Below are 21,547 nucleotides of genomic sequence, written 5' to 3'. Positions count from 1 at the left end.
TTAGCATGTTCAAGGTTATATACAGTTTCATAAGCGTAACCAGTAAAGCAACAAAACACATACACATCACGGACTTCCGCCAAACGTTCTACAGTAATTTCTTTTTCATACATTCCAACTAACTCGTGCATTTCAAGCGTTTCCCTATCAGGGTCTTTGTAGGAACACTTAAATCCTGATATAGTGTTATGCTTTATCCAGCCTTCATCTATAGCACGATCAATGATCTGCTTTAAAGTTTTAACATATTTCATAGCAGTATTATCTCCAACATTTTCCATAGTTAGGTAATGAAAGAAATTTACGGCAAAGGCCATTTCAATATCTTCCAAAGCTATATCGCCCAGTTTTAATTTTTTCCTTAAATAGACCTGTACTTTATCTTTTAACCGCTCATAACGCGCTAAAGTGCCCTTGCTGCCTTTGCCCTTGTCAACCCTTTCTGCAAATTCATCGTTATGCAGTTTGAAAGCCTGCATAAGTGTTTTTTGTAATATTTGCTTTGGCATGTAGGCTTCTTTTATCATTGCGGCCTTTATCCTTTTATTTACACCGGCCAATTGGTTATAGTGGCGTTCAAGGTCAGCTTTAGTTTTAGTGATATAGCTATTGATCATTTTGCCATCGGGGCATCCACTAAGTGCCGATCCCGTTTCCTCATCCCAAAATTCAGGATGAATTTTCTTCCCTGATGAAAAATTATCCCTATCCCCTTTTAACGTAATGCGGACGTAGATAGGGACTAATCCTTCTTTAGTTGCCTTTTCTCTTTTTAGCCAAAATAAAATAGACAGATCTTCATTTACTTTCATGTGTTTTTAGTTTTAATGTGAAACCATGTTTTTTAAACTGAAAATCAAACTGATACAAGTGTACAGCGCAATTCGGTACTCCTAAATTCGGTAAAAGCAATGGGGTACCGAATAGAGTACCGATTACTTTGAATTAGATTGAACTAACTTGTACTGAAATTTTTGAGAAAAGTGACCGGACTGATTTGAGAAAAGTGCGTTTCGAGTGTAAAAACGCCTTAAAACAAAAAAAGAGCCCCTTTTTCAAGGGACTCTTACTTCAAAAACCGGCTGCGAACTCTGGTATTCTGTTCGCCTCTGTGATCCCGCTGGGATTCGAACCCAGGACCCCAACATTAAAAGTGTTATGCTCTACCAGCTGAGCTACGGAATCAATTACCGTTTCTGTTTTTGGTGGTGCAAATATAGAGTTATTCGTTATACACTGCAAGCTATTTTTAAACAAATTTTACATTGGATATTAAACCGCTCACAAACAGTAATTTGAATTTGCACAGTACGATAAAAAATTGTAATTATTTTGATTTTTGTAATCTATAGAAGCCTAAAGTTCGTAATTGGGATATTAGAACGTTAAAAGGCGTCATGATAAGTACGCTTAAAATACTGTTCAGCATTATGCTGGTATGGATATGTTACAATATAAATAACTACCACCATACAAAGTAATCTGTTTAAAGAGTGATATTTTTTAGGCCCCATGCCTTGGACGCGCAACCCTTTGGGATTTTTACATCAACGCTCTAATTATTTACCTGTGGCTTTGTTATAAAGAGAAAGGCGTTTTTAGCAAGATACTATGGCTAATACTGATGTTTGCTTTGGGCAAAATTGCCAGTTGCGCTTAAGTGCTTTCCACATGTGACAAATTCAAGGCTTATCAAAAACAACCAATGTGTTATTTCCTGCTTCAAAAAGTAAGATTGGTATTATTTTGCCAGCCCTTGTTTAGGTTTAATAACAAGCCCTTTACCGGCCTGTAATAATTCTTGAGTGATGGAACGGGTATAGGTTTTGATCTCTTCCTGAAAATCAGCTACAGACGCCCCCGCACGAATTTCTTCGAGGCGTTTTTCCCAATTACCCGTTAGCTCGGCTTGCGCTATTTGTTGGTGTTTTACTACATGGTATACCGCCAGGCCGGTTTCTGTTGGTACGAGGTTCTTTTTTTCGCGTGCTATGTAATCTCGTTTCAGTAAGGTTTCTATCATGGCCGCGCGGGTGGCTGGTGTGCCCAGCCCACTGTCTTTCATGGCGTAACGCAGTTCTTCGTCGTCAATTTCTTTACCGGCGGTTTCCAGGGCCTTTAATAAACTCGCCTCGTTGTATAGTGGTTTAGGTTTGGTTTGTTTTTCAAGTAGGGTTTTATCGGTTACGGGCAGGTTTTCTCCGGCTGTAACTTTGGGTAGTGTGGTGTTCTCTTCGTCTTTTTTTTCTTCGTCGGTGTCGTTAAATACGGCGCGCCATCCGGCGGTGTGTATCACGGTTCCGCTGGCGGTAAATAGCGTGCCCGATTGTACGGTGATCTTGGTTATTTCTTTAATACAATCCTGGTTAAAGGCCTCTAACATCCTGCCCACTACCATATCATAAATGGCTTGTTTATCGGGCATTAATTGGTGAGCCTGTTCTCCGGTAGGCAGTATAGCGTGGTGGTCTGTTACCTTCTTCGCGTTCACGCTGCGCTTGTTTAGCTTGGCTGTAGATAGCGCTGTGGCCTGTTTACCAAAATCCGGATGGTTTGTAAATTTATTGATCAGGTCCGGTACTCCGGCATATACATCATCGCCAATGTAGCGGCTGCCGGTACGTGGGTAGGTTACCAGTTTGCTTTCGTATAAGCCCTGCAAAAGGGTTAAGGTTTGCTCGGCGGTAAAACCCTTGCGCTTGTTGGCCTCCTGTTGTAAACTGCTTAGGTCATGCAATAATGGTGGTGGTTCTTTGCGGGGTTTGGCCTCTACGTTTAAAATATGTCCGCCCGTGGGGAAGCCGGATGCTACATCCTCAATTTGCTCCAAAACGACTTGAGCTTCTTCGCGGGTTTTAAAGTTTTTGGTGGAGATGGCTTTGAATACCTGTCCATCTTTATCAGGTTGTATGCTAACCTGGTAATATATTTCGGGCACAAAATTGCGGTTCTCTAAATACCGGGCGCATATCATGGCCAAAGTTGGCGTTTGTACGCGACCTAAAGAAAGAACGGCCCTTGTTCCGGAGGATAAGCTTAATGCCTGCGTGGCGTTCATGCCAACTAACCAATCGGATTGTGAGCGGCAATGGGCAGAGTTAAACAAGGTATCATAATCAGTACCCGGTTTTAAATTACGGAAACCTTCTTTAATGGCTTCATCAGTTTGCGATGAGATCCAAAGTCTTTTGAAAGGTTTTTTGCATTTGAGATAGTAGTAGATATAGCGGAAGATGAGTTCACCTTCGCGCCCGGCATCCGTGGCAACGATGATCTCGGTGGCTTCATCGAAGAGTTTTTGGATGACGTCCAGTTGTTTCCGTGTTCCCGGATCTTCAATCATTCCGCTCTTAGATTTTATTTTACGGACGGAGAGTTTAAACTTGGCCGGTAACATGGGCAGGTTTTGTACATTCCAGCCGTAATAACCATATTCTTGCGGGGCGGCCAGTTGCAATAGGTGCCCAAAGGCCCAGGTGAAAGTATAACCCTTGCCTTCCATATAACCATCTTTTTTGGTAGTGGCGCCAAATACTTTGGCAATTTCGCGGGCAACGGATGGCTTTTCGGCTATGATAACTTTCATGTTCGGCCGAAAGTAGTTAAAGGCAAGCCATGCTGCAACAGATGTGGAAAAATGGAAGCCGGTATATACTCTGTGTAACATTTCTGCTTAGGTAATATCCATGTCCAGATTGTTTACATATTTGTACCTCAATTTTACGGCATGAAGCAATTTTACATTTTAATAATACTACTCATAGCTTTCGCCGGTGTACATGCACAGAGTGGTAAAGGTAAAATCACCGGTAAGGTTACCGATGCGATAACTAAGGCGCCGGTTGAATATGCCACCATAGTCATCTATTTGCAGGGCGGTAAAAGCCCGGTGAACGGTACAACCACAGACTTAAAAGGAAATTTCGCGGTAAGCGGATTGCCTTTTGGCGAATACCAGTTGGTGATAGATTTTATTGGTTACAAGCATACCACGGTAGAGCATGTGATCATCAGCGAGTTAAAAGGTACAGTAGTTCTGAATAAAATCCAACTCACATCATCGCAAAAGCAATTAAAGGATGTAAATATTACAGCGCAAAAAAGCACAGTTGAAAATAAGATAGATAAGCTGGTTTTTAATGTGGGGAACGATCTGGTAGCCCAAAGCGGCGTGGCCACCGATATACTTAAAAAAGTGCCGATGGTAAGTGTGGATATTGATGGCAATGTGGAGTTGCTGGGTAACCCCGGCGTTAAGTTTTTAATTAATGGCAAACCATCGAGCATGTTTGGGGCCAGTTTGGCCGATGCGCTGCAATCCATCCCGTCGAGCCAGATCAAAAGTGTGGAGGTGATTACCAGCCCCGGCGCTAAATCCGACGCATCGGGATCAGCGGGTATCATCAACATCATCTTAAAAGATAATAATGTGAAGGGTTACAACGGCAGTATTAACCTAAGCGGGGGTACACGTTTGCAAAATGCATCGGTAAATCTGAATGTACGTACCACTAATTTTGGTGTGAACGCCTTTTTTAGCGGTAACGAAACTTTGCGGTCAAAAACTTTAGGCAGCCGTAACCGGAATAACATTTCGGGCGATACTGCCATGCAGAATCAGTTTCAAAATGCCACTGGATACACCACAAGGCAAGGTTACCAATCTGGCCTTCGTATGGATTGGGACATCACTAAAACCGATAACCTTTCGGCATCCTTTAGCTACCATCATTTTAGCAACGATAAAGAAACGGTAACTAACCAGGAAGATCAGTCTTTTCAAAACGGCATCACCGGGTCCGATTTGTTTTCCGTGCGCAATTCCAACACTACCTTTGGCGAAAATGCTTTTGATTTTAGTGTTGATTACAAAAAAACGTTTAAAACAAAGGGGCAGGAACTCGATATATCATACAACTCCAGCTTTAACCGTAACACAGGTAACTTTTATCAAAAGCAGGATTATTTAAATTCGTCCGCATCGTCATTCGGCTCAATTGGTGATAACCCCGGTCATGATCACGACAATGAAGTAACCATTGATTACGCGCAACCCATAGCAGGTGAAGTATGGCTGGAAACCGGGGCTAAAGCGCAAATCCAAAACATCACTACGGCATCAAGTGTAAATACATATAACCCAGCGCTTAACAGCTTTGTGTTTGATCCCCTGCAATCAAACGGGTTTGACTACGGGCGGCATTTGTACGCTTATTATGTATCTGTCACTTTCCCCCTGTTCAAATTTTTTGATGTGAAAGCTGGTTTAAGAGACGAGTACACAATAACCACTATAGCTAATGCCAATGTGCCTGATTATAACTTATTGTCGCCGTCGTTGGTGTTTTCGCACAAATTGGACAAAACACAAAGTATTAAAATTAGTTACAGCAAGCGTATTGAACGGCCTGATTTTGAAGATCTGAACCCTTTTGTGAACTTTAGTGATCCTTACAATATATCGTATGGTAACCCATTATTGTTACCAGAGATAGGTAACAATGTAGAGCTGGGCTACAATCACTCGGCAGATAATGGTGTTAACTTTAATGTTACAGCTATTTACCGGCATAATGGTAATGATGTGAAGCAATATACTTTTATACAAGACTCGGTACTGGAGGCGGGTGGCCGGTATTACAAAAACGTTTACAGCCAAACAAGGGCCAATGTTGGATCGGAAGTTACCTGGGGTTTAAATTTATCAGGCTCTATACCTATAACATCTAAATTTATTGTAAGGCCAAATATATTTGTTTCGCAACGCAGAATTACCGTGGTTTTACCGGGTGTGTCGCCCTTTGTAATGGGATACGAATGCCGGCTTAACTTAAACGCGGCTTACGAGTTTAAAAATGATTACGCTGCCGAAGCCTTTGTGAATTACAATACACCAAGAACGCAATTACAGGGCAAAAACTCGTCGTTTGTAGCTTACAGCTTCGCTTTTAGGAAACAGTTTTGGAACAAGAAAGCCAGCATTGGCTTAACCGCGAATGTTCCGTTTAACGAGTATGTGAATCAAACATCAACAGTTACACAGGCGGCACCTAAGTATAGCTATCAGTATTCCATCAGGCAGGTGCCGTTCCGTTCGTTCGGTATCACACTGGGGTATAGGTTTGGTAAACTTGAGTTTAAGAAAGATAAAGAAAAGGATAACCTGCAACAACCTTCATTACCAGATCAGAATTAAGTATCACAATACCCAAATTGTGTATTACAGAGTTTGGCCTTAAAGTGATCTGTAAGTACATGCCTCCAATTTGCAGATGAGTTGCCATGCGATGTATAAAGGTATCATACCAAATACACCAAAAGAACAATCTATTAATTGCCAGAATATTGGGATACCGCGGATACTCCCGGCTATAAAAGCCAGTGGGAAGATGGCTATGCAGGCTATCATACCAAACTCAATTATCCATTTGTTTTTAAGCGGATGGCGCAGCGGGCCTATGAATAGTATGGCGAGCATAATATGTGCAAAAGCCAGCCAATCGGTACCATAGCTTAGCCATGGGTAATTTTGGTTGGTGTTTTTTACAGCGTTATAAATGGTATGCAGCCATGCGCTCATTTGGCCGGAATTGTTGTTGTTATGATGAATAAATACTTCCAGTTCGGTTTGGATAGGGAAGGCGGTTATCCCGCTAAGGGCTAAACCTATAATGATAATAAACATACATATTTTGATGCGGAGGAGAGTTTTTTGAATATCAGAAGTATTCATTATAAATAAATTAAAAGTACTTTGTATTGCAAAGTAAATGATTATATATGAACAATCAAAGTATGTTTTTGTAATTGTCGATTTTTGATATATCATCCTGCATCAGGATATATAATTTATTTATCTGTTATATAATTGGTTGTAAGTTTTTACGTTATGAAATACACCTTGTAATTATTAAACTTGTAAAAAACCCGAATGGTAAAAAAACATACTTTTAAAACGCTGCTTTTGGCGATGCTGGTTATAACTGTAGTGGTTACATCCTGCAAAAAAGATGATAATAGCGGTAGTAGCCCCGCGCCAGTGGTCACACCTATTGCTACACTTGGCTTGTACCAATATTCTCAGGATATTTATAAAAGGCTTTTTATACCGATACAGATAGCTTCGGCCTCGACAAGTACTTATTTTGGTGTGTTTGATACAGGATCAACCGGGTTAACGCTCGATGCGGAGGGTTTGATACCTGCATCAATGATAACCACAAGTGGTATCACTATTATAGGTGATTCGGTTAATGTAAATGGGATCACTATCATGAACAAGCCATCTATAATGGCTTACGGCGATGCCATTAGTTCTACCAAAGAATACGGTTATCTGGCCTATGCTACTTTTACTTTAGGTACAGCCGGCGTTAAACTGAATACAAAACGTATCCCGTTTTTTTTATACTACAAAATTGTTGATGGCACAGGCAAAAAACTGGACGCTCATAGCAGTGATGTATTTGGTGTAGGGCCCGGTTTTAGTTATGCCAGCAATTTGATATCCAGTCCGTTAAGTTATTTTGATATACCCACGGGTGGTACAAACGGGTTTAAACTGGCGCAACTATCAGCGGCTAATTTTACTACAACCGGTAATTATGTAGCCGGTTTGTTAACAATAGGGCTTATCCCAGCCGACTTTACTGCAACATCGGGCTTTATTATGCACCCGCTAACTTATTCAACATCGGGTGGTTACTCGGCCAATATCCCTGCAACCATAACCTATGGTAGCAAAACTATCGATGGGCAAATATTATTTGATACCGGTACACCAGCTATTACGGTTATTGAAGATAAAACAGCTACCGCAATTGGAAACTTGCCGGCAAGTACTGCCGTTAGTATCACTACCAATAGGGGTTTTAAATATTCGTACACAACGGCAAGCACAACTAACCTTACGCAGATACAAAACCCTAATAATACCAATGATTACCGTACTATATTTAGTTTGAGCTTTTTTGTGGATAATGAGTATTTAACTGATTATGGTAATCATCAGATAGGGCTGAAGAATAATTAATAGCCCCAAACTACTAAAGGGCGAGTTGGAATGTTTAAGTAGAAAAATAGCTCTACTCTCTGCAAAGCCTTTCTATAATCTCATTATACTGTGGATAGGCATTAAGCATATCCTGTTTCTTAGCCATTTCAAATTCGTTAAAATCAAATGCAGGGGCTACGGCGCAGCTTACTAAGGTGAAACCTTTTTGAGATGGTATGTGAGCCGCGAACCATTGCCCGGCTGGAATTATAACCGATAAGTTGCCTGTAGGCTGATCAGATAATTGATGTACTATATATGTTCCGGATTTATCGATAGCGTGGATGTGTAAAGGGGAGCCTTTATGAAAATACCAGATCTCGTCCGATTCGATACGGTGGAACCCGGAGTAGTCAGTTTCTTCTAACAAGTAATATATGGAGGTACAAGCTTGTTTTTCCGCTGAATCAGATGTCCGGGTCAGCTGGATCTGCGAGCGGAAAGTTTCTTTGTAATAGCCGCCTTCGGGGTGCGGTTGCAGGTTCAAGGTTGTTATCCAGTAATGGGCGGTATTTGTTTCCATTAGGCTAAAGTACAAATACCAGTCTCAAACTTACATCAAACACTATCCGTTCTTTTTAGTGGTCGCAAAAATAACAACACCTGCTACCACTAATATACCGCCAGCATATGGTGGCCAGTTTACTGATTTTTGGCGATCGGCAGATACCTGGATAGGGCCGGCATCTATTATCTTTTCTTTTTTGGTGTAGGTAAAGCCTGTCCAGATCAGCATTACGGCACCTAACACTACGAGCGATATGGCAAATATTTTCATTGTTGGTTTGTTTATAATGTAAAGCATTGTACGCTTAATTTGTTTGGTTGATGGTATTATTTGTAGCTCAATGTTATAAGCCATAGTAAATACAAACTATTAAGTAATGTTGGAACCTAAATTTTTGATAGTTTTGTTCAAAAGGTAAAAAAGCTGTTATAAAACGCAACTTTATTGTGCTTTTGGCGTTATATAATGTATATTGAGGCAATAATTTAATAGATGAGCATAGTAGCTGACCCGCACGATATTAAGAAGGATAAAATTTTAGAATCGGCCTATAACCGCTTTTTGCATTATGGGTACTCTAAAACAACAATGAACGAGATTGCCGGCGATGTTTCGATGTCTAAAGCTTTGTTGTATTATTACTTTCCGGATAAGAGCCAGCTTTATATAGCAGTAATGCGTAAGCTCAGTACCGACTATTTGAAAAAGCTTCAGGCCGGTGTTTTTAGCAATTTGGAGGAAGCCTTCATTTTCCAGATCAATACCCAACACGATTTTATTGTTACTAACTATAATTTCTTCGATTTTTTTAGACTCAATGAGCAAAACCTGCCCGATGATATTTGGCAAATAATAGGCGAGATACACCAGGCCGAGATTGAGTTACTAAAAGCCGCTATTATTAAGGAAGCTGATGCCGGAATAATCCGCCCGGTTGAAAATCCGGATGCTATTGCCGATCTGCTTTTGGATGCTTTGCACGGGGTTAGGGTGCGTTCGGCATCGCAAAAAAAGGTGTTCTTTCCCGGTAAAGATCAGTTAGAAGAAATTCACGAAAAGCGCCTGCTACTGGTGAATATCTTTGTTCGCGGGTTAATGAATTGATTTTTAATGACGTTTGCGTTAGTATTGTATAATTGCTCTTGCTAATTATCTTAAAAATTACTAATATTGACTTAAACTTAAAACAAAGCCATTTATTTTAGGTTTAACGATTTATAGTTATCTACACAAAGGGCGGCTATTAAAAATTTACCATCATGAGAATTTCAACAGACACTTTAAAGAGGTTTCATTTGATACCTAAAATGAAGTTATCAAAAACCCTGTATAAGCTGGCCAATAACTACTTTATTGAAACCGAGGTTGTAGAAGACAAAACACATTACGAAATGTATTGGGAAAACTGGGGGCGTAAAGTAAAATTCAGCACGGGCACCATGTCATCCGAAGATGATTTTATTTACCATGTTGAATACGCGTCATCGTTATAAGCCATAACCGGAATATAGGCCACATCAAATTCGAAAGCCGCTCATTGAGTGGCTTTTTGCGTTATACGCTTTTTTAGCTGGTGGTTATGTTGATGGTTCCCGTCAGTATTTTGTGAATGGGGCAAGCATTAGCTATAGCCAGCAAGCGTTGATGCTCATCTGGTGTTATATCTCCTTTAAACTTAATGGTCCGGTTAATATGCGTGCCCGTATCAGTTTTAGTAATATCAAGGCTCACCAATATCTCATCAACATTCCAGGCCTTGCGTTCAATATACATGCGTAATGTAATTGATGTGCAGCTACCGAGGCTCGCCAATAATAAACTGTAGGGGTTCATGCCGGTATCAGTGCCGGTTTGTTCTTTGGGTTCATCGGCAATTAGGGTGTGTCCGTTAGATCGGATGATAGTTTGATAGTGTGCCGCAGTCAGGTTTTGCGCTTCGGCGGTAACAATAGGTTGTTGTATAATTGCCATGTATAAAGTTATGTGTTGTTGCTGATAACACCAACACCACTACCTTGTTTACCGTTGAACTTATCTTTAATAAGCTTAAAATAAAAGTATGGCAGCATCAGTTTGTTTTGCTTAATAAGATGCGATTTTACTGCATTATGCAAGTTATAACCAACATTGCTGATGGCTGTTTTGTTGTTTCCATCCGAGTGGAATGTGCCAAGCACATCATTTATTTTAATGAGATTAAACTTTTGATACGCTTTAAGTAAAAAGTAAATATCCATCGAATAATGATCATCTACCGGAAAAAGTCCGATTTGTAATTGTACGCGGCGCTTATAAAAATAGCTTACAGGGTTAGGGGGATGTAATCCATTCCAGTACGTCAGCAGATCGGCATATTGGATACTGGGTGTTCTTACCGAGTTACCTTTAAGATCAATAGTTATCAGGTTTCCTACCACCATATCCGCATCCGGCTGTTCTTGAAAGCTTTTGATGATACTATGAAATGCTCCCGGGCTAAACTCATCATCGGCATTCAGATAAACAATAATATCGCCCGTACTTATATGGAAAGCCTTATTCATAGCATCAGATTGACCACTATCAGGTTCTGATATCCAGATGATGTGATCGTGCTGCTTTAATATAGTGATGGTATCATCTGTAGAACCTCCATCAACAATGATATGCTCAAAGTTTAAATAATGCTGGTTAATTACGCTTTGTATAGCCCTGTTAATGTATTTTCCAGAGTTATAAGATGGGGTAAGCACGCTTATTTTCATCATTACCTATCCCAACATTAAAACAACGTTACAGCGTTTCTTTTAGCCAATCGTAAAACTCACGTTGCCATACCATAGCATTCTGTGGTTTAAGTACCCAGTGGTTCTCATCCGGAAGGAAAAGAAATTTGGATTTGATACCTTTTAACTGCGCCGCCTGGAAAGCCTGCAAACCTTGTTCGTTGGGTACACGGTAGTCTTTACCACCTTGTACCACCATAATAGGGGTATTCCACTTATCAACAAAATTGCTTGGGTTAAATTTAGCGTATGAGCGTTGCGCTTTGATGTTGGTTTTATCCCAATAGTTACCGCCAATATCTTTGTTGGCAAACCATAGTTCTTCGGTAGTACCGTACCAGCTCTTCAGGTCGAATAAGCCATCGTGAGCGATGAAGGTTTTAAAACGCCCGTTATGTACACCGGCAAGCATGTATACCGAGTAGCCACCGTAGCTCGCGCCAACGCAACCTAATCGCTCCTTATCAACAAAAGCTTCGGTTGATATATCGTCAATAGCGCTCAGATAATCCTGGATAGCTTGCCCGCCCCAATCACCGCTTATTTGTTTGTTCCATTCAACACCATGGCCGGGCATACCCCTGCGGTTTGGTGCTATAATGATGTAACCGTTAGCTGCCATCAATTGAAAATTCCAACGGAAAGAGTAACCTTGCGATAAGGCAGATTGCGGCCCGCCCTGGCAAAATAATAGCGTAGGATATTTCTTCGCAGGATCAAAATCGGGAGGGTAGATAACCCAGCTCAACATATCCTTGCCATCGCTGGTTTTGGTATGGCGCTCATCAACTTTGCCCATCGCAATGCGGTTGTAAAACTTATCGTTAATTTCGCTCAGTTTTTGCATACTACCCGATGTAAGGTCAACACTGTAAACCTCGGCAGCATGGTTCATATCGGTACGGGTAACAATCAGTTTATTGCCCGATTGACCAATAATGTTAGTCACATCCCATTGACCTTTGGTGATCTGTACGATTGATTTTGCCGAAGCGTCCGGACTTTTAGTATCAACGCTAAATAGCTGTTCGGTACCATTGTGTACAGCCAGGAAAAATATCTTCGAATCATCCTTACTAAAAGTAAAGGCGTTTATGCTTTCATCCCAGGCGGCGGTTAGGTTAACTCTGGGGCTACCAGGTTTTAATTCGCGGATGATGATGTCGTTTTTATCGGCCTCGTAACCATCCTCTTTCATACTTAGCCAGGCTATTTGATTGCCTTTGTTGTTGTATGCGGGTTGCGTATCATAACCGTTCATACCTTGTGTTATGTTGCGGGTATCGCCGGTTTCAATGTTGTATTGGTAAAGCTCAGTATTGGTGCTCAGGGCATAATCTTTACCGCTTTTCTTTTTGCAAACATAAATAACCGATTTGCTGTCCTGGCTAAATATCAGATCTTCCAATCCACCTGATGGCTTTTGAGGTACATCAAAAGCTTCCCCATGCATAATATCCTTTTCGTTGGTTATTTTACCATTATCATAGTCTGCTAAAAAAATGTGCGAGAACTTGCCGCCCGACCAGGTATCCCAATGGCGAAAATTCAAATCGGTAATTACATAAGCGTTGGCTTTCGGTAAGTCAGGGTAGCGGTCTTTAGCCAATATCTTTTGCACCTGTACATCGCGGGTGTACATTATTTTTTTGCTATCCGGCGATATGCGGATGTTATCAAAGTCGTCTTGCTGGTTAGTAGTCAGCATGGCCAGGTTGCTGCCATCGCTGTTCATTTGCCATATGCGGCCATCGTACCAATAAGTTACACGGCCCGTTGCGGCATCAATTTTTAATATGGCCTTGCTGCCCGGTTCGTTGGTTAATTGTTGTGGTGTACCACCATTAACAGGTACGCTAAATAAATTTGGCTCGCCTTTGTTATTGGTCATGTTATAGTTGGTAACGCTGTAAATAACAGTTTTACCATCGGGAGTTAATATGCCCGAGCCATACCGGCCCAGTTTCCAAAGCATTTCGGGAGTCATTTTTTGCATAGGTTGTGCAGATGCTGTAATCGCGCCAAGCGCTAAAACTAACAGACTAAATATTAAGGTTTTTTTCATGATGATTGTTATCCGAAAAATAAGTAAGCAACAAATATAGCGGCAATTACGCCCACCAGATCGGCAATTAGCGAAGCAGGTATAACATATCTGGTGTTTTTTACACCAACCGAACCAAAGTATAATGCCACAATGTAAAAAATAGAATCGGCAGAACCATATAATACGCTTGATAGATGCCCCACAAAGCTATCTGCTCCAAATACTTTCATGTTATCAAGCATCATGGCGCGGGCTCCGGATGCGCTAAGCGGCCGCATAATGGCTATGGGTAATACATCGGTAAAACGGGTGTCCATATTAAAATGTCCAAATATCCATTTAAAGCCCTCGCCAATATAGCTTAAAGCGCCCGATGTGCGGAATACGCTGATCGCTACAAGCATGGCAACAAGGTAAGGGATGATTTTTACCGAGGTTTCAAATCCACCAATAGCGCCTTCAATGAAGGATTCGAATACGTTCACTTTTTTAAACAGTCCACCTAAAATAAATATCAAAGGTATAATGAATAACATCAGGTTACTTGCCACTTTCGAAAAAGTGCTGATCTGCTCTTTAGTTAAACAAACGGTTAAATATAATACCAGTAGTGCAATAAACGCCGTTAAGCCGGTTAACCAGCTAATAACCACCCTGTCAAACAGGTTAATCTTTTGCTTGATGGCAACCACAAGCAAGCCAACTATACTGGCTACATAAGTAGCTATAATGCAGGGTATAAAAATATCTGTAGGGTCTTTAGATAGCATAATGGCCCGTTGCGCTATAATGCTTATAGGCAAAATGGTTAGGCCCGAAGCATGCAAAACGGCAAACATGATCTGAGCGTTCGTCGCGGTATCTTTATCAGTGTTTAGCTCTTGCAAACTGGCCATAGCCTTTAAACCGAGCGGGGTAGCTGCATTATCCAAACCTAAAAGATTGGCCGAAAAGTTCATCATCATGTGGCCGGTAGCCGGATGATTTTTTGGAACCTCTGGAAACAAACGCTGAAAAAACGGGCCAACTATACGCGAAAGGAGATTAATGGCGCCGGCTTTTTCACCTATCTTCATAATACCAAGCCAAAATGCCATAGTACCTGCCAGCGGTAAAGCAATATCCATTACGGATGATTTACTGGAATCAAAAATACCATCAACCAGCATTTTAAAGGCTTCGGTATCACCTAAAAACACCAGCTTGCAAAAAGCGATAATGAAGGCGATGACAAAAAAAGAGATCCAGATGTAATTTAAGGCCATGCCTGCTTAATAGTTAATTGTTTGCAGAAACAAGTATACGTTTTTTGAATGAAAAGGGGAAGCAACAAGCAACATTGGGTAAAGAAGGCTAAATATGGGTGCTAAAGATGGGGTAACATTAAAGAACTAATATTACATTCGCATATTGTTATAACCATTAAACATGATCAGATCAGAAGTAATTATAGGTGTTAAAAATGTACCCCAAAGCAGGGAATGGTATAAAAGCTTGCTGGGTTGTAAGGCTACCCACGGCGGCGAAACGTTTGAGATACTGACTGATAAAGATGATAACACCACCATTTTATGCCTGCATAAATGGGGCGTTCATGAGCATTCAACATTGATCAGTCCGGATGTGAAAAAGGGTAACGGCTTGATATTGTATTTCAGGGTTGATGATTTAATGCAGATCTGGGACAACGCACGTAACCTTTACGCCGTAATTGAAGAAGTGCCGCATCTAAACCCCAATTCGGGCAGACAAGAGTTTTCGTTACGTGACCTGGATGGTTACTATGTTGAGATTGCTCAGGAGGCTAAACAAGATGGAAAAAAGTGATAGCAATTATCTAAAAAGCAGCATCAAACTGTTTCAATACTACAAAAGCTTAGGCGATACCGTTATTGATCGTTTGGATGAACAAGGCCTACATTGGCAATATAACCAGGAGTCAAACAGCGTGGCTATCATCATTCAGCATATATCGGGAAACTCCCTATCCCGCTGGTCCGATTTTCTAAAGTCAGACGGAGAAAAGGAATCGCGCGACCGGGATGCCGAATTTGAAGAAACCACAATGACCAAACCGGAACTAACAACCCTTTGGAATAAAGGCTGGCAATGTCTGTTTGAAGCCCTTAATCCCTTATCGGAAGATGATCTTACTAAAAGGGTATACATCCGTAACGAAGGGCACACGGTATTAGAAGCCATTAACCGTCAACTGGCACACCTGCCATATCACGTTGGCCAAATGGTGTTCTTAGGCAGAATGATCACATCGGAAAACTGGACTTCGCTCACCATCCCAAAAGGAGAATCAAAGTCATTCAACAAGGATAAGTTCTCGACAGATAAAAAGGATCAGTTTTTTACCGATGGGATAAAGTAAGAATATATTCAATCCTTCAGTAATTCTATCCCTGTCTGCCGACAGGCAGGCTTCAATCATTAGTTAAAGGGGGGATAAAGTAAGATTTATTTAAACTTCAAAAAACTCAATCCCTGTTTGCCACAGGCAGGCTTTAACCATTATAAGAGGGGGGGATATAGTAAGAATATTTTAAGTGTTTTATATTCTCTATCTTAAGCATTGCGCTTCGATACAAGATACGAAAAATTATCGTATGTTCAAAAGCCATTAATTTAAATTCAATAGTTTTTATTCGTTTATTCTCAAATAAAATACTTACTTTTAACGTTAGTAGTTAATCGGTTTTTATATGATCATTTCTTTCGGTTCGAAAGACACAGAAAAAATATGGGATGGATTTAGAGTAGCTAAATTACCGATGGATGTACAAACCATTGGACGAAGAAAAATGAGGATGCTCAATAACTCACAAAACATAAATGATTTGATGGTTCCGCCATCTAACAAACTGGAAAAACTAAAAGGTAATTTAAAAGATTATTACAGTATCAGAATAAACAGCCAGTTGCGCATCATTTTTAAATGGGCAAACGGCAATGCAAGCGATGTTGAAATTATAGATTATCATTAACATGGAAAAGTTACCCAACATACACCCCGGAGAAATTTTAACAGAGGAATTTTTAATTCCCCTAAATATAACGGCTTATAGGTTAGCTAAAGAAGCCAAAATACCACAAACCCGCATATCCGAAATAATAAAGGGCAACCGCCGTATTACTGCTGATACAGCTTTAAGATTTAGCCATTATTTTGGTAACTCAGCCAAGTTTTGGTTGGGTTTGCAAGATGATTACGATATTGAGCATGAACTCACCGCAAACCAGCACGAGTTTGATAGTATTAAGCAATTGAGTGTGGCTTAGTTGCTACTTTATCTTTTCGAAATACTGCCCGGTAAATTTGTAAGCGATATACTTTTTAGTTGGCTTTCCTTTTTCCGAGATCAGAGGAATTTTGATGGTTTGTTGTACGTTATCAAACTTAACATCGGGATACGCGTCACGGGAATCCATATAGCTTGCATCATATCCATAATCTATTGCACTGTGCAGCCCGGTTTGTGTTTTTATGATTTTTACATTATTATTTAATACCCCATTTTCTATTGCGAAAACTTGAATACCACCACCTAAATCACGGGTAGAGCCAATAACAATAAAAGTAGCTAAATAATAAGTGCGCTTGCCAGATGTAAATGTGTACACCTTTTTATAAAAACAACCCGGGTCGCCTTCTGATTTTGCTTCAGTAATTGCAGTAGTTTTATCTGATACTTTATATTGAAAAATATTCTGGAAAAAGTGCATTGTTCCACCTCCCCGCGTATCCCACGAGTAAATTCTAAACAAACCATCCTTAGAAGACGAAATTATTAATGATCGTTCTTTATCTAATTTGCTAAAATTCTGGGATATGGTTCCTGGATATTTTGTGCAGTAATAACTTAATTTCTTTTTGAATTCACTTAACGACTCATCCAGATTATTTTGTTGTTTTTCAAAGTCTTTGTCGTAGTAATGATCATCACCCCATAAAATTATTTTTTTATAGCTCTTCAACAGGTCAGCCTCAATAGCCTTCGGCGAAAGCTTCTGAGCAAACAGATTAAACGATAAAAACGACAAAATAATAATTACTCCAAAAGCTTTCATTTGATGATGTATCTACCAATAAAAATAGGGATAACCTCCCGACTATCCCTATTAATATTATACAATCAAAGTCCTCTCCTTTGGAGAGGGTTGGGTGAGGCCCTTACGCTTCAGCCGGTACACCAACCAAATTCTTGGCAACCAAATACTCAGCAATCTGCACAGCATTGGTAGCGGCACCTTTACGCAGGTTATCGCTTACAATCCAGCAGTTTAAAGTGTTTGCCTGAGTCTCATCACGGCGGATACGGCCTACAAAAACCTCATCCTTTTCGTGCGCGTCAAGCGGCATTGGGTATTTCAGGTTGGCAATGTCGTCGGTAACAATAATACCGGGGCTTTTAGCCAGTAATGCTTTTACTTCTTCAATATCAAAATCCTTTTCAAACTCAATATTAACCGACTCCGAGTGACCACCCATTACCGGGATCCGCACTGTAGTAGCCGTAACACGAATACTGTCGTCGCCCATTATCTTTTGGGTTTCTTTAATCATCTTCATCTCCTCTTTAGTGTATCCGTTATCCTGGAAAACATCGATCTGAGGGATCACGTTCAAATCTATTTTGTACGGGTATGCCTTTGGTCCGTCAATACCCGCGCGCTCGTTCATCAGCTGGTCAACAGCCTTAACGCCCGTACCGGTTACCGATTGATAGGTTGATACCACAATACGTTTAATTTTATAAGCATCGTGCAGTGGTTTTAAAGCCACTACCATTTGTATGGTTGAGCAATTTGGGTTAGCAATGATCTTGTCCTCAGCGGTCAAAACATCAGCGTTAACTTCCGGAACAACCAATTTCTTGGTAGGGTCCATGCGCCATGCCGATGAATTATCAACCACGGTAGTACCAACTGCCGCAAAACGCGGGGCATCTTCTAACGAAGTACTGCCACCTGCCGAAAACAGTGCAATGTCCGGCTTTTGGCTAATAGCATCATCCATAGATACGATTTTGTACTGCTTACCCTTATACGTAATTTCTTTACCAACACTTTTTGCTGATGCTACGGGGAGCAATTCTGTAACCGGGAAGTTGCGTTCTGCCAGAACCTGCAACATTTTAGTACCAACCAATCCGGTGGCACCTACTACTGCGACTTTCATTTTAAATTAATTTTTGAATAAAATATATAATATACTGAACCTCAAAGATGAGAAATTTTTGCCTTTTGATAAACATTTAGGCAAATTATATAAAATCTATGTGCTGAGTATGCTTTTTATTTTGGGTAAACGGGCTGTAAAAGCCGTGTTGCAAGGCTTCAAAATCTATTTCATTTCAGTCAAATTTTTACCTTTGCCCCATAACTGAAAAACAAAACCGATCTATGAGCGAAAAGATTTTGGTGATAGGCGCGAACGGGCAAATAGGCACGGAGTTGGTCACGGCTTTACGTGGTATCCACGGTTCGGCACAGGTTGTCGCCTGCGATATCAACAACCCAATCTACGCCATCCGCAACAGCGGCCCCTTCGAGTTTGTTAACGTGCTCGATAAAGAAAACCTTCACCAGATCTTCAATAAACACCAGCCTACCCAGGTTTATTTGCTTGCCGCGATGCTATCCGCCGTAGGCGAACAAAAACCCAAACTCGCCTGGGATCTTAACATGACGGGCTTGCTCAACGTATTGGATTTTGCCGTCGAGTTTAAAATAGCCAAGGTATTCTGGCCAAGCTCTATAGCTGTTTTTGGTCCGCATTCACCACAATACAATACACCCCAGTTTTGCGTAATGGACCCTAACACTGTTTACGGTTTCAGCAAACTGGCAGGCGAGCGCTGGTGCGAATATTACCATGCTAAATATGGTGTTGATGTGCGCAGCATCCGTTACCCGGGATTGATAGGGTGGAGGGCCAACCCCGGAGGCGGTACTACCGATTACGCGGTTCATATCTTCCACTCAGCTATCAAAACAGGTAAATATGAAAGCTTTCTCTCGGAAGATACTGCCCTACCCATGATGTATATGGACGATGCCATCCGCGCCACTTTAGAACTCATGGATGCCCCCGCCGAAAGCCTGAGTACCCGTGCAGGCTATAATTTAGGCGGGATAAGTTTTACACCACGCACTTTAGCCGCCGAAATTAAAAAGCATATTCCTGATTTTGAGATCAGCTATGCAGATAACGACCCACGCCAGGCCATAGCCGATAGCTGGCCAAAATCCATAGACGATACCACCGCGCAAAACGATTGGGGCTGGGAAATGGAGTTTGACTTGGCTAAAATGACCGAGGATATGTTAATGAATTTAAAGAAAGTATATACTTAACAGGATCACAGTTAATGGTTCATCGATCATAGTAAAGGTTTGTTTAAGTATATCTTAAAATCCTATCTTGAATCATATATCAGATGTTTTTTTACTTTTGTGCCATGGTCTGTAATCAGGGGTTCAACACAATGAACTATGAGCCATGAACTATGAACCAAATAACAATACAAAGTAGCAATGGGAAGAGCATTCGAATTCCGTAAAGAGAGAAAATTTAAGCGCTGGTCAAAAATGGCCATCCAGTTTACCCGTTTGGGGAAAGAAATTGTAATGGCTGTTAAAGATGGCGGCTCCGATCCACATACCAACTCACGTTTACGTACTGTAATACAAAATAGCAAGGCAGTTAACATGCCTAAGGATAGGGTTGACGCGGCAATTAAACGCGCCACCAATAAAGACGAATCAAACTACGAAGAACTGGTTTACGAAGGTTACGCCCCACACGGAGTACCCATATTGGTTGAAACCGCTACCGATAACATTAACCGTACAGTTGCTAACGTGCGCAGCTACTTTACTAAAACAGGCGGTAACTTAGGTAAAACCGGCTCGCTTGATTTTATATTCAACCGTAAATCTATCTTCCGCTTTGAACCCGGAGAGCGTGATCTGGAAGAACTGGAATTTGAACTGATCGATTTTGGCCTGGAAGAATTATACCTTGAAACCGACGAAAATGGTCACGATATAGCCGTAGCGCAAACCGCTTTCGAGGATTTCGGCAGAATGCAAAAAGCATTAGAAGAAATGACTATCGAAGTAAAATCGGCAAAGCTGGAGCGTATCGCTTTATCACATACATCAGTAACCGAAGAGCAAGCAGTTGATGTGATGAAACTGATTGATAAACTGGAAGAGGACGACGACGTGCTCGCCGTTTATCACAATATGGAAGAATAACTTCTCTACCATGTCATTGCGAGGTACGAAGCAATCGCACGGTAGCAGGTGCAACTTGCATAGTCCGCGATTGCTTCGTACCTCGCAATGACAATAAAACAACAGCACCATGCCCATCTTCACATCGCGCAAGCAAAAACAGGATATCAAGGTAACCTTCAATAACGGAATGTTACATGTAGAAGTTGATGGCGGCAAGCCGCAAGCTTTCCCTTTAGCCTGGTACCCCAAACTGCAAAACGCGAGCGAAGACGACAGAACCGATTGGATACTAACCTCCACCGGCATCAAGTGGATTAAATTAAACCAGGAAATTGCCATATTAGGATTGTGATAATGACATTCGAAGAATTCTTCAAAAAGAAAAAGATCCACCTACCTCAGCTGCAAGCAGCGGAACCAGCCCTTTTTGCCGAATTTGAACAGCATTATAACCAAATGGGCGAAAAAAGTTTTGACCACACCAAAAAATACTGGTTCAACCAACTGCGCCGCAAATACCACACCCCACCCGAAGAAAAGATTGAAAAGGTGGTGATAGAAAACCAACTGGCCGAGCAAACTATAATAGATTCATTAACCGAACAGTCAACAGAACCGGCACCAAAATTAGGGTTCAAACCAAAGTTCAGCACCGGTAGAAAACCAGTAGAACCAGTTGAAAGTACTCCTGTTGAGCCCGAAAACAAACCGGTGCCAGAGGCAACACCAGAAACACCTGCGCCAAAATTAGGCTTTAAGCCCAAGTTTAAAACAGCGGCACCTTCGCCAACCCCGGCTGAAAGCGCACCTGCACCAACCGAAGAAAAAGCAGAGTCAACATCAGAAACGCCTGCGCCAAAATTAGGCTTTAAGCCCAAGTTTAAAACAGCGGCACCTTCGCCAACTTCGGCTGAAAGCGC

The 21,547-nt window shown here is 41.2% G+C and carries 22 protein-coding genes, 1 tRNA gene and 1 pseudogene; 12 read left to right on the top strand and 12 right to left on the bottom strand.

Annotated features, from left to right (window positions below; translation table 11 throughout):
* The 3 genes from ABIN91_RS10015 to topB form a co-directional block, all read right to left on the bottom strand.
* Positions 1-812 (bottom strand): phage integrase SAM-like domain and Arm DNA-binding domain-containing protein (locus ABIN91_RS10015; protein ID WP_348050955.1); only part of this gene is annotated, 812 nt, incomplete at its 3' end.
* Between the two features lie 300 nt (positions 813-1,112).
* Positions 1,113-1,185, bottom strand: a tRNA-Lys gene (locus tag ABIN91_RS10010).
* Positions 1,186-1,741: 556 nt separating this feature from the next.
* Positions 1,742-3,586 carry a DNA topoisomerase III gene (topB, locus tag ABIN91_RS10005; protein ID WP_348050954.1) on the bottom strand — a complete coding sequence of 615 codons (1,845 nt, stop codon included), beginning with the start codon at positions 3,584-3,586 and terminating at the stop codon, positions 1,742-1,744.
* Between the two features lie 141 nt (positions 3,587-3,727).
* Between topB and ABIN91_RS10000 the strand changes: the two genes are divergently transcribed.
* Positions 3,728-6,196 (top strand): outer membrane beta-barrel family protein, encoded by a 2,469-nt coding sequence (locus ABIN91_RS10000; RefSeq protein WP_348050953.1) that lies wholly within the window; start codon positions 3,728-3,730, stop codon positions 6,194-6,196.
* Positions 6,197-6,235: 39 nt separating this feature from the next.
* Here ABIN91_RS10000 and ABIN91_RS09995 read toward each other — a convergent pair whose 3' ends face one another.
* Complete coding sequence (locus tag ABIN91_RS09995) at positions 6,236-6,685, bottom strand: hypothetical protein (RefSeq protein WP_348050952.1); 450 nt, start codon at positions 6,683-6,685, stop codon at positions 6,236-6,238.
* 246 nt (positions 6,686-6,931) lie between these two features.
* On the opposite strand from ABIN91_RS09995, the gene ABIN91_RS09990 reads away from it, so the two are divergent.
* Positions 6,932-8,032 (top strand): hypothetical protein, encoded by a 1,101-nt coding sequence (locus ABIN91_RS09990; protein WP_348050951.1) that lies wholly within the window; start codon positions 6,932-6,934, stop codon positions 8,030-8,032.
* Positions 8,033-8,084: 52 nt separating this feature from the next.
* Here the strand turns inward: ABIN91_RS09990 and ABIN91_RS09985 are convergent, their stop codons facing one another.
* Both ABIN91_RS09985 and ABIN91_RS09980 read right to left on the bottom strand, forming a co-directional pair.
* On the bottom strand, positions 8,085-8,576 hold the full coding sequence (locus ABIN91_RS09985) for a cupin domain-containing protein (protein WP_348050950.1): 492 nt from the start codon (positions 8,574-8,576) through the stop codon (positions 8,085-8,087).
* Positions 8,577-8,618: 42 nt separating this feature from the next.
* Positions 8,619-8,831, bottom strand: a complete 213-nt coding sequence (locus ABIN91_RS09980; protein ID WP_348050949.1) for a hypothetical protein — start codon at positions 8,829-8,831, stop codon at positions 8,619-8,621.
* Between the two features lie 222 nt (positions 8,832-9,053).
* Here ABIN91_RS09980 and ABIN91_RS09975 point away from each other — a divergent pair, with 222 nt between their 5' ends.
* Entirely contained in the window at positions 9,054-9,665 is a 612-nt protein-coding gene (locus tag ABIN91_RS09975) for a TetR/AcrR family transcriptional regulator (RefSeq protein WP_348050948.1), read from the top strand.
* A 155-nt stretch (positions 9,666-9,820) separates the two neighbouring features.
* The gene (locus ABIN91_RS09970; RefSeq protein ID WP_348050947.1) at positions 9,821-10,054 is read left to right on the top strand and encodes a hypothetical protein; all 234 of its coding nucleotides are present in this window, start codon (positions 9,821-9,823) and stop codon (positions 10,052-10,054) included.
* Between the two features lie 73 nt (positions 10,055-10,127).
* On the opposite strand, the gene ABIN91_RS09965 is transcribed toward ABIN91_RS09970, so the two are convergent.
* Genes ABIN91_RS09965 through ABIN91_RS09950 form a run of 4 tightly spaced genes read right to left on the bottom strand, consistent with a single transcriptional unit; the run spans position 10,128 to position 14,638 of the window.
* Positions 10,128-10,532, bottom strand: coding sequence for an OsmC family protein (locus ABIN91_RS09965; protein ID WP_348050946.1), 405 nt, complete (start codon positions 10,530-10,532; stop codon positions 10,128-10,130).
* Between the two features lie 8 nt (positions 10,533-10,540).
* Positions 10,541-11,308, bottom strand: coding sequence for a glycosyltransferase family 2 protein (locus tag ABIN91_RS09960; protein ID WP_348050945.1), 768 nt, complete (start codon positions 11,306-11,308; stop codon positions 10,541-10,543).
* A 25-nt stretch (positions 11,309-11,333) separates the two neighbouring features.
* Positions 11,334-13,391, bottom strand: a complete 2,058-nt coding sequence (locus ABIN91_RS09955) for a S9 family peptidase (protein WP_348050944.1) — start codon at positions 13,389-13,391, stop codon at positions 11,334-11,336.
* A gap of 8 nt (positions 13,392-13,399) precedes the next feature.
* The gene (locus tag ABIN91_RS09950; RefSeq protein ID WP_348050943.1) at positions 13,400-14,638 is read right to left on the bottom strand and encodes a nucleoside recognition domain-containing protein; all 1,239 of its coding nucleotides are present in this window, start codon (positions 14,636-14,638) and stop codon (positions 13,400-13,402) included.
* Positions 14,639-14,801: 163 nt separating this feature from the next.
* Between ABIN91_RS09950 and ABIN91_RS09945 the strand changes: the two genes are divergently transcribed.
* The 4 genes from ABIN91_RS09945 (at position 14,802) to ABIN91_RS09930 (ending at position 16,661) form a co-directional block, all read left to right on the top strand.
* Positions 14,802-15,200, top strand: a complete 399-nt coding sequence (locus ABIN91_RS09945) for a VOC family protein (protein WP_348050942.1) — start codon at positions 14,802-14,804, stop codon at positions 15,198-15,200.
* Positions 15,187-15,753: a DUF1572 family protein gene (locus ABIN91_RS09940; protein ID WP_348050941.1), complete on the top strand. Its 567-nt coding sequence runs from the start codon at positions 15,187-15,189 to the stop codon at positions 15,751-15,753. The genes ABIN91_RS09945 and ABIN91_RS09940 overlap by 14 nt, the downstream gene beginning before the upstream one ends.
* A gap of 331 nt (positions 15,754-16,084) precedes the next feature.
* Positions 16,085-16,366: a type II toxin-antitoxin system RelE/ParE family toxin gene (locus ABIN91_RS09935; RefSeq protein WP_348050940.1), complete on the top strand. Its 282-nt coding sequence runs from the start codon at positions 16,085-16,087 to the stop codon at positions 16,364-16,366.
* Position 16,367: 1 nt separating this feature from the next.
* The gene (locus ABIN91_RS09930; protein WP_348050939.1) at positions 16,368-16,661 is read left to right on the top strand and encodes a HigA family addiction module antitoxin; all 294 of its coding nucleotides are present in this window, start codon (positions 16,368-16,370) and stop codon (positions 16,659-16,661) included.
* A gap of 3 nt (positions 16,662-16,664) precedes the next feature.
* On the opposite strand, the gene ABIN91_RS09925 is transcribed toward ABIN91_RS09930, so the two are convergent.
* Positions 16,665-17,450, bottom strand: coding sequence for a hypothetical protein (locus ABIN91_RS09925; protein WP_348050938.1), 786 nt, complete (start codon positions 17,448-17,450; stop codon positions 16,665-16,667).
* A gap of 103 nt (positions 17,451-17,553) precedes the next feature.
* The gene (locus ABIN91_RS09920; RefSeq protein WP_348050937.1) at positions 17,554-18,561 is read right to left on the bottom strand and encodes an aspartate-semialdehyde dehydrogenase; all 1,008 of its coding nucleotides are present in this window, start codon (positions 18,559-18,561) and stop codon (positions 17,554-17,556) included.
* A gap of 224 nt (positions 18,562-18,785) precedes the next feature.
* Between ABIN91_RS09920 and ABIN91_RS09915 the strand changes: the two genes are divergently transcribed.
* The 4 genes and pseudogenes from ABIN91_RS09915 to ABIN91_RS09900 all read left to right on the top strand — a co-directional run.
* Positions 18,786-19,739 carry an NAD-dependent epimerase/dehydratase family protein gene (locus ABIN91_RS09915; protein WP_348050936.1) on the top strand — a complete coding sequence of 318 codons (954 nt, stop codon included), beginning with the start codon at positions 18,786-18,788 and terminating at the stop codon, positions 19,737-19,739.
* Between the two features lie 180 nt (positions 19,740-19,919).
* A complete protein-coding gene (locus tag ABIN91_RS09910) occupies positions 19,920-20,645 on the top strand; it encodes a YebC/PmpR family DNA-binding transcriptional regulator (protein WP_348050935.1) in 726 nt (241 codons plus the stop codon).
* Between the two features lie 109 nt (positions 20,646-20,754).
* Entirely contained in the window at positions 20,755-20,979 is a 225-nt protein-coding gene (locus ABIN91_RS09905) for a DUF2442 domain-containing protein (protein WP_348050934.1), read from the top strand.
* Positions 20,980-20,981: 2 nt separating this feature from the next.
* Positions 20,982-21,547, top strand: a pseudogene (locus tag ABIN91_RS09900) (hypothetical protein); the annotation flags it as partial.

This window comes from Mucilaginibacter sp., from assembly GCF_039921305.1.
GTDB lineage: Bacteria > Bacteroidota > Bacteroidia > Sphingobacteriales > Sphingobacteriaceae > Mucilaginibacter.
The sequence above is the reverse complement of the archived record's forward strand: the minus strand, read 5'-3'. Positions and strand labels throughout refer to the sequence as shown.

Coding starts and splice junctions, on each gene's coding strand:
- topB (WP_348050954.1), bottom strand. CDS start 3,586: ATGAAAGTTATCATAGCCGAAAAGCCATCCGTTGCCCGCGAAATTGCC.
- ABIN91_RS10000 (WP_348050953.1), top strand. CDS start 3,728: ATGAAGCAATTTTACATTTTAATAATACTACTCATAGCTTTCGCCGGT.
- ABIN91_RS09995 (WP_348050952.1), bottom strand. CDS start 6,685: ATGTTTATTATCATTATAGGTTTAGCCCTTAGCGGGATAACCGCCTTC.
- ABIN91_RS09990 (WP_348050951.1), top strand. CDS start 6,932: ATGGTAAAAAAACATACTTTTAAAACGCTGCTTTTGGCGATGCTGGTT.
- ABIN91_RS09985 (WP_348050950.1), bottom strand. CDS start 8,576: ATGGAAACAAATACCGCCCATTACTGGATAACAACCTTGAACCTGCAA.
- ABIN91_RS09980 (WP_348050949.1), bottom strand. CDS start 8,831: ATGAAAATATTTGCCATATCGCTCGTAGTGTTAGGTGCCGTAATGCTG.
- ABIN91_RS09975 (WP_348050948.1), top strand. CDS start 9,054: ATGAGCATAGTAGCTGACCCGCACGATATTAAGAAGGATAAAATTTTA.
- ABIN91_RS09970 (WP_348050947.1), top strand. CDS start 9,821: ATGAGAATTTCAACAGACACTTTAAAGAGGTTTCATTTGATACCTAAA.
- ABIN91_RS09965 (WP_348050946.1), bottom strand. CDS start 10,532: ATGGCAATTATACAACAACCTATTGTTACCGCCGAAGCGCAAAACCTG.
- ABIN91_RS09960 (WP_348050945.1), bottom strand. CDS start 11,308: ATGATGAAAATAAGCGTGCTTACCCCATCTTATAACTCTGGAAAATAC.
- ABIN91_RS09955 (WP_348050944.1), bottom strand. CDS start 13,391: ATGAAAAAAACCTTAATATTTAGTCTGTTAGTTTTAGCGCTTGGCGCG.
- ABIN91_RS09950 (WP_348050943.1), bottom strand. CDS start 14,638: ATGGCCTTAAATTACATCTGGATCTCTTTTTTTGTCATCGCCTTCATT.
- ABIN91_RS09945 (WP_348050942.1), top strand. CDS start 14,802: ATGATCAGATCAGAAGTAATTATAGGTGTTAAAAATGTACCCCAAAGC.
- ABIN91_RS09940 (WP_348050941.1), top strand. CDS start 15,187: ATGGAAAAAAGTGATAGCAATTATCTAAAAAGCAGCATCAAACTGTTT.
- ABIN91_RS09935 (WP_348050940.1), top strand. CDS start 16,085: ATGATCATTTCTTTCGGTTCGAAAGACACAGAAAAAATATGGGATGGA.
- ABIN91_RS09930 (WP_348050939.1), top strand. CDS start 16,368: ATGGAAAAGTTACCCAACATACACCCCGGAGAAATTTTAACAGAGGAA.
- ABIN91_RS09925 (WP_348050938.1), bottom strand. CDS start 17,450: ATGAAAGCTTTTGGAGTAATTATTATTTTGTCGTTTTTATCGTTTAAT.
- ABIN91_RS09920 (WP_348050937.1), bottom strand. CDS start 18,561: ATGAAAGTCGCAGTAGTAGGTGCCACCGGATTGGTTGGTACTAAAATG.
- ABIN91_RS09915 (WP_348050936.1), top strand. CDS start 18,786: ATGAGCGAAAAGATTTTGGTGATAGGCGCGAACGGGCAAATAGGCACG.
- ABIN91_RS09910 (WP_348050935.1), top strand. CDS start 19,920: ATGGGAAGAGCATTCGAATTCCGTAAAGAGAGAAAATTTAAGCGCTGG.
- ABIN91_RS09905 (WP_348050934.1), top strand. CDS start 20,755: ATGCCCATCTTCACATCGCGCAAGCAAAAACAGGATATCAAGGTAACC.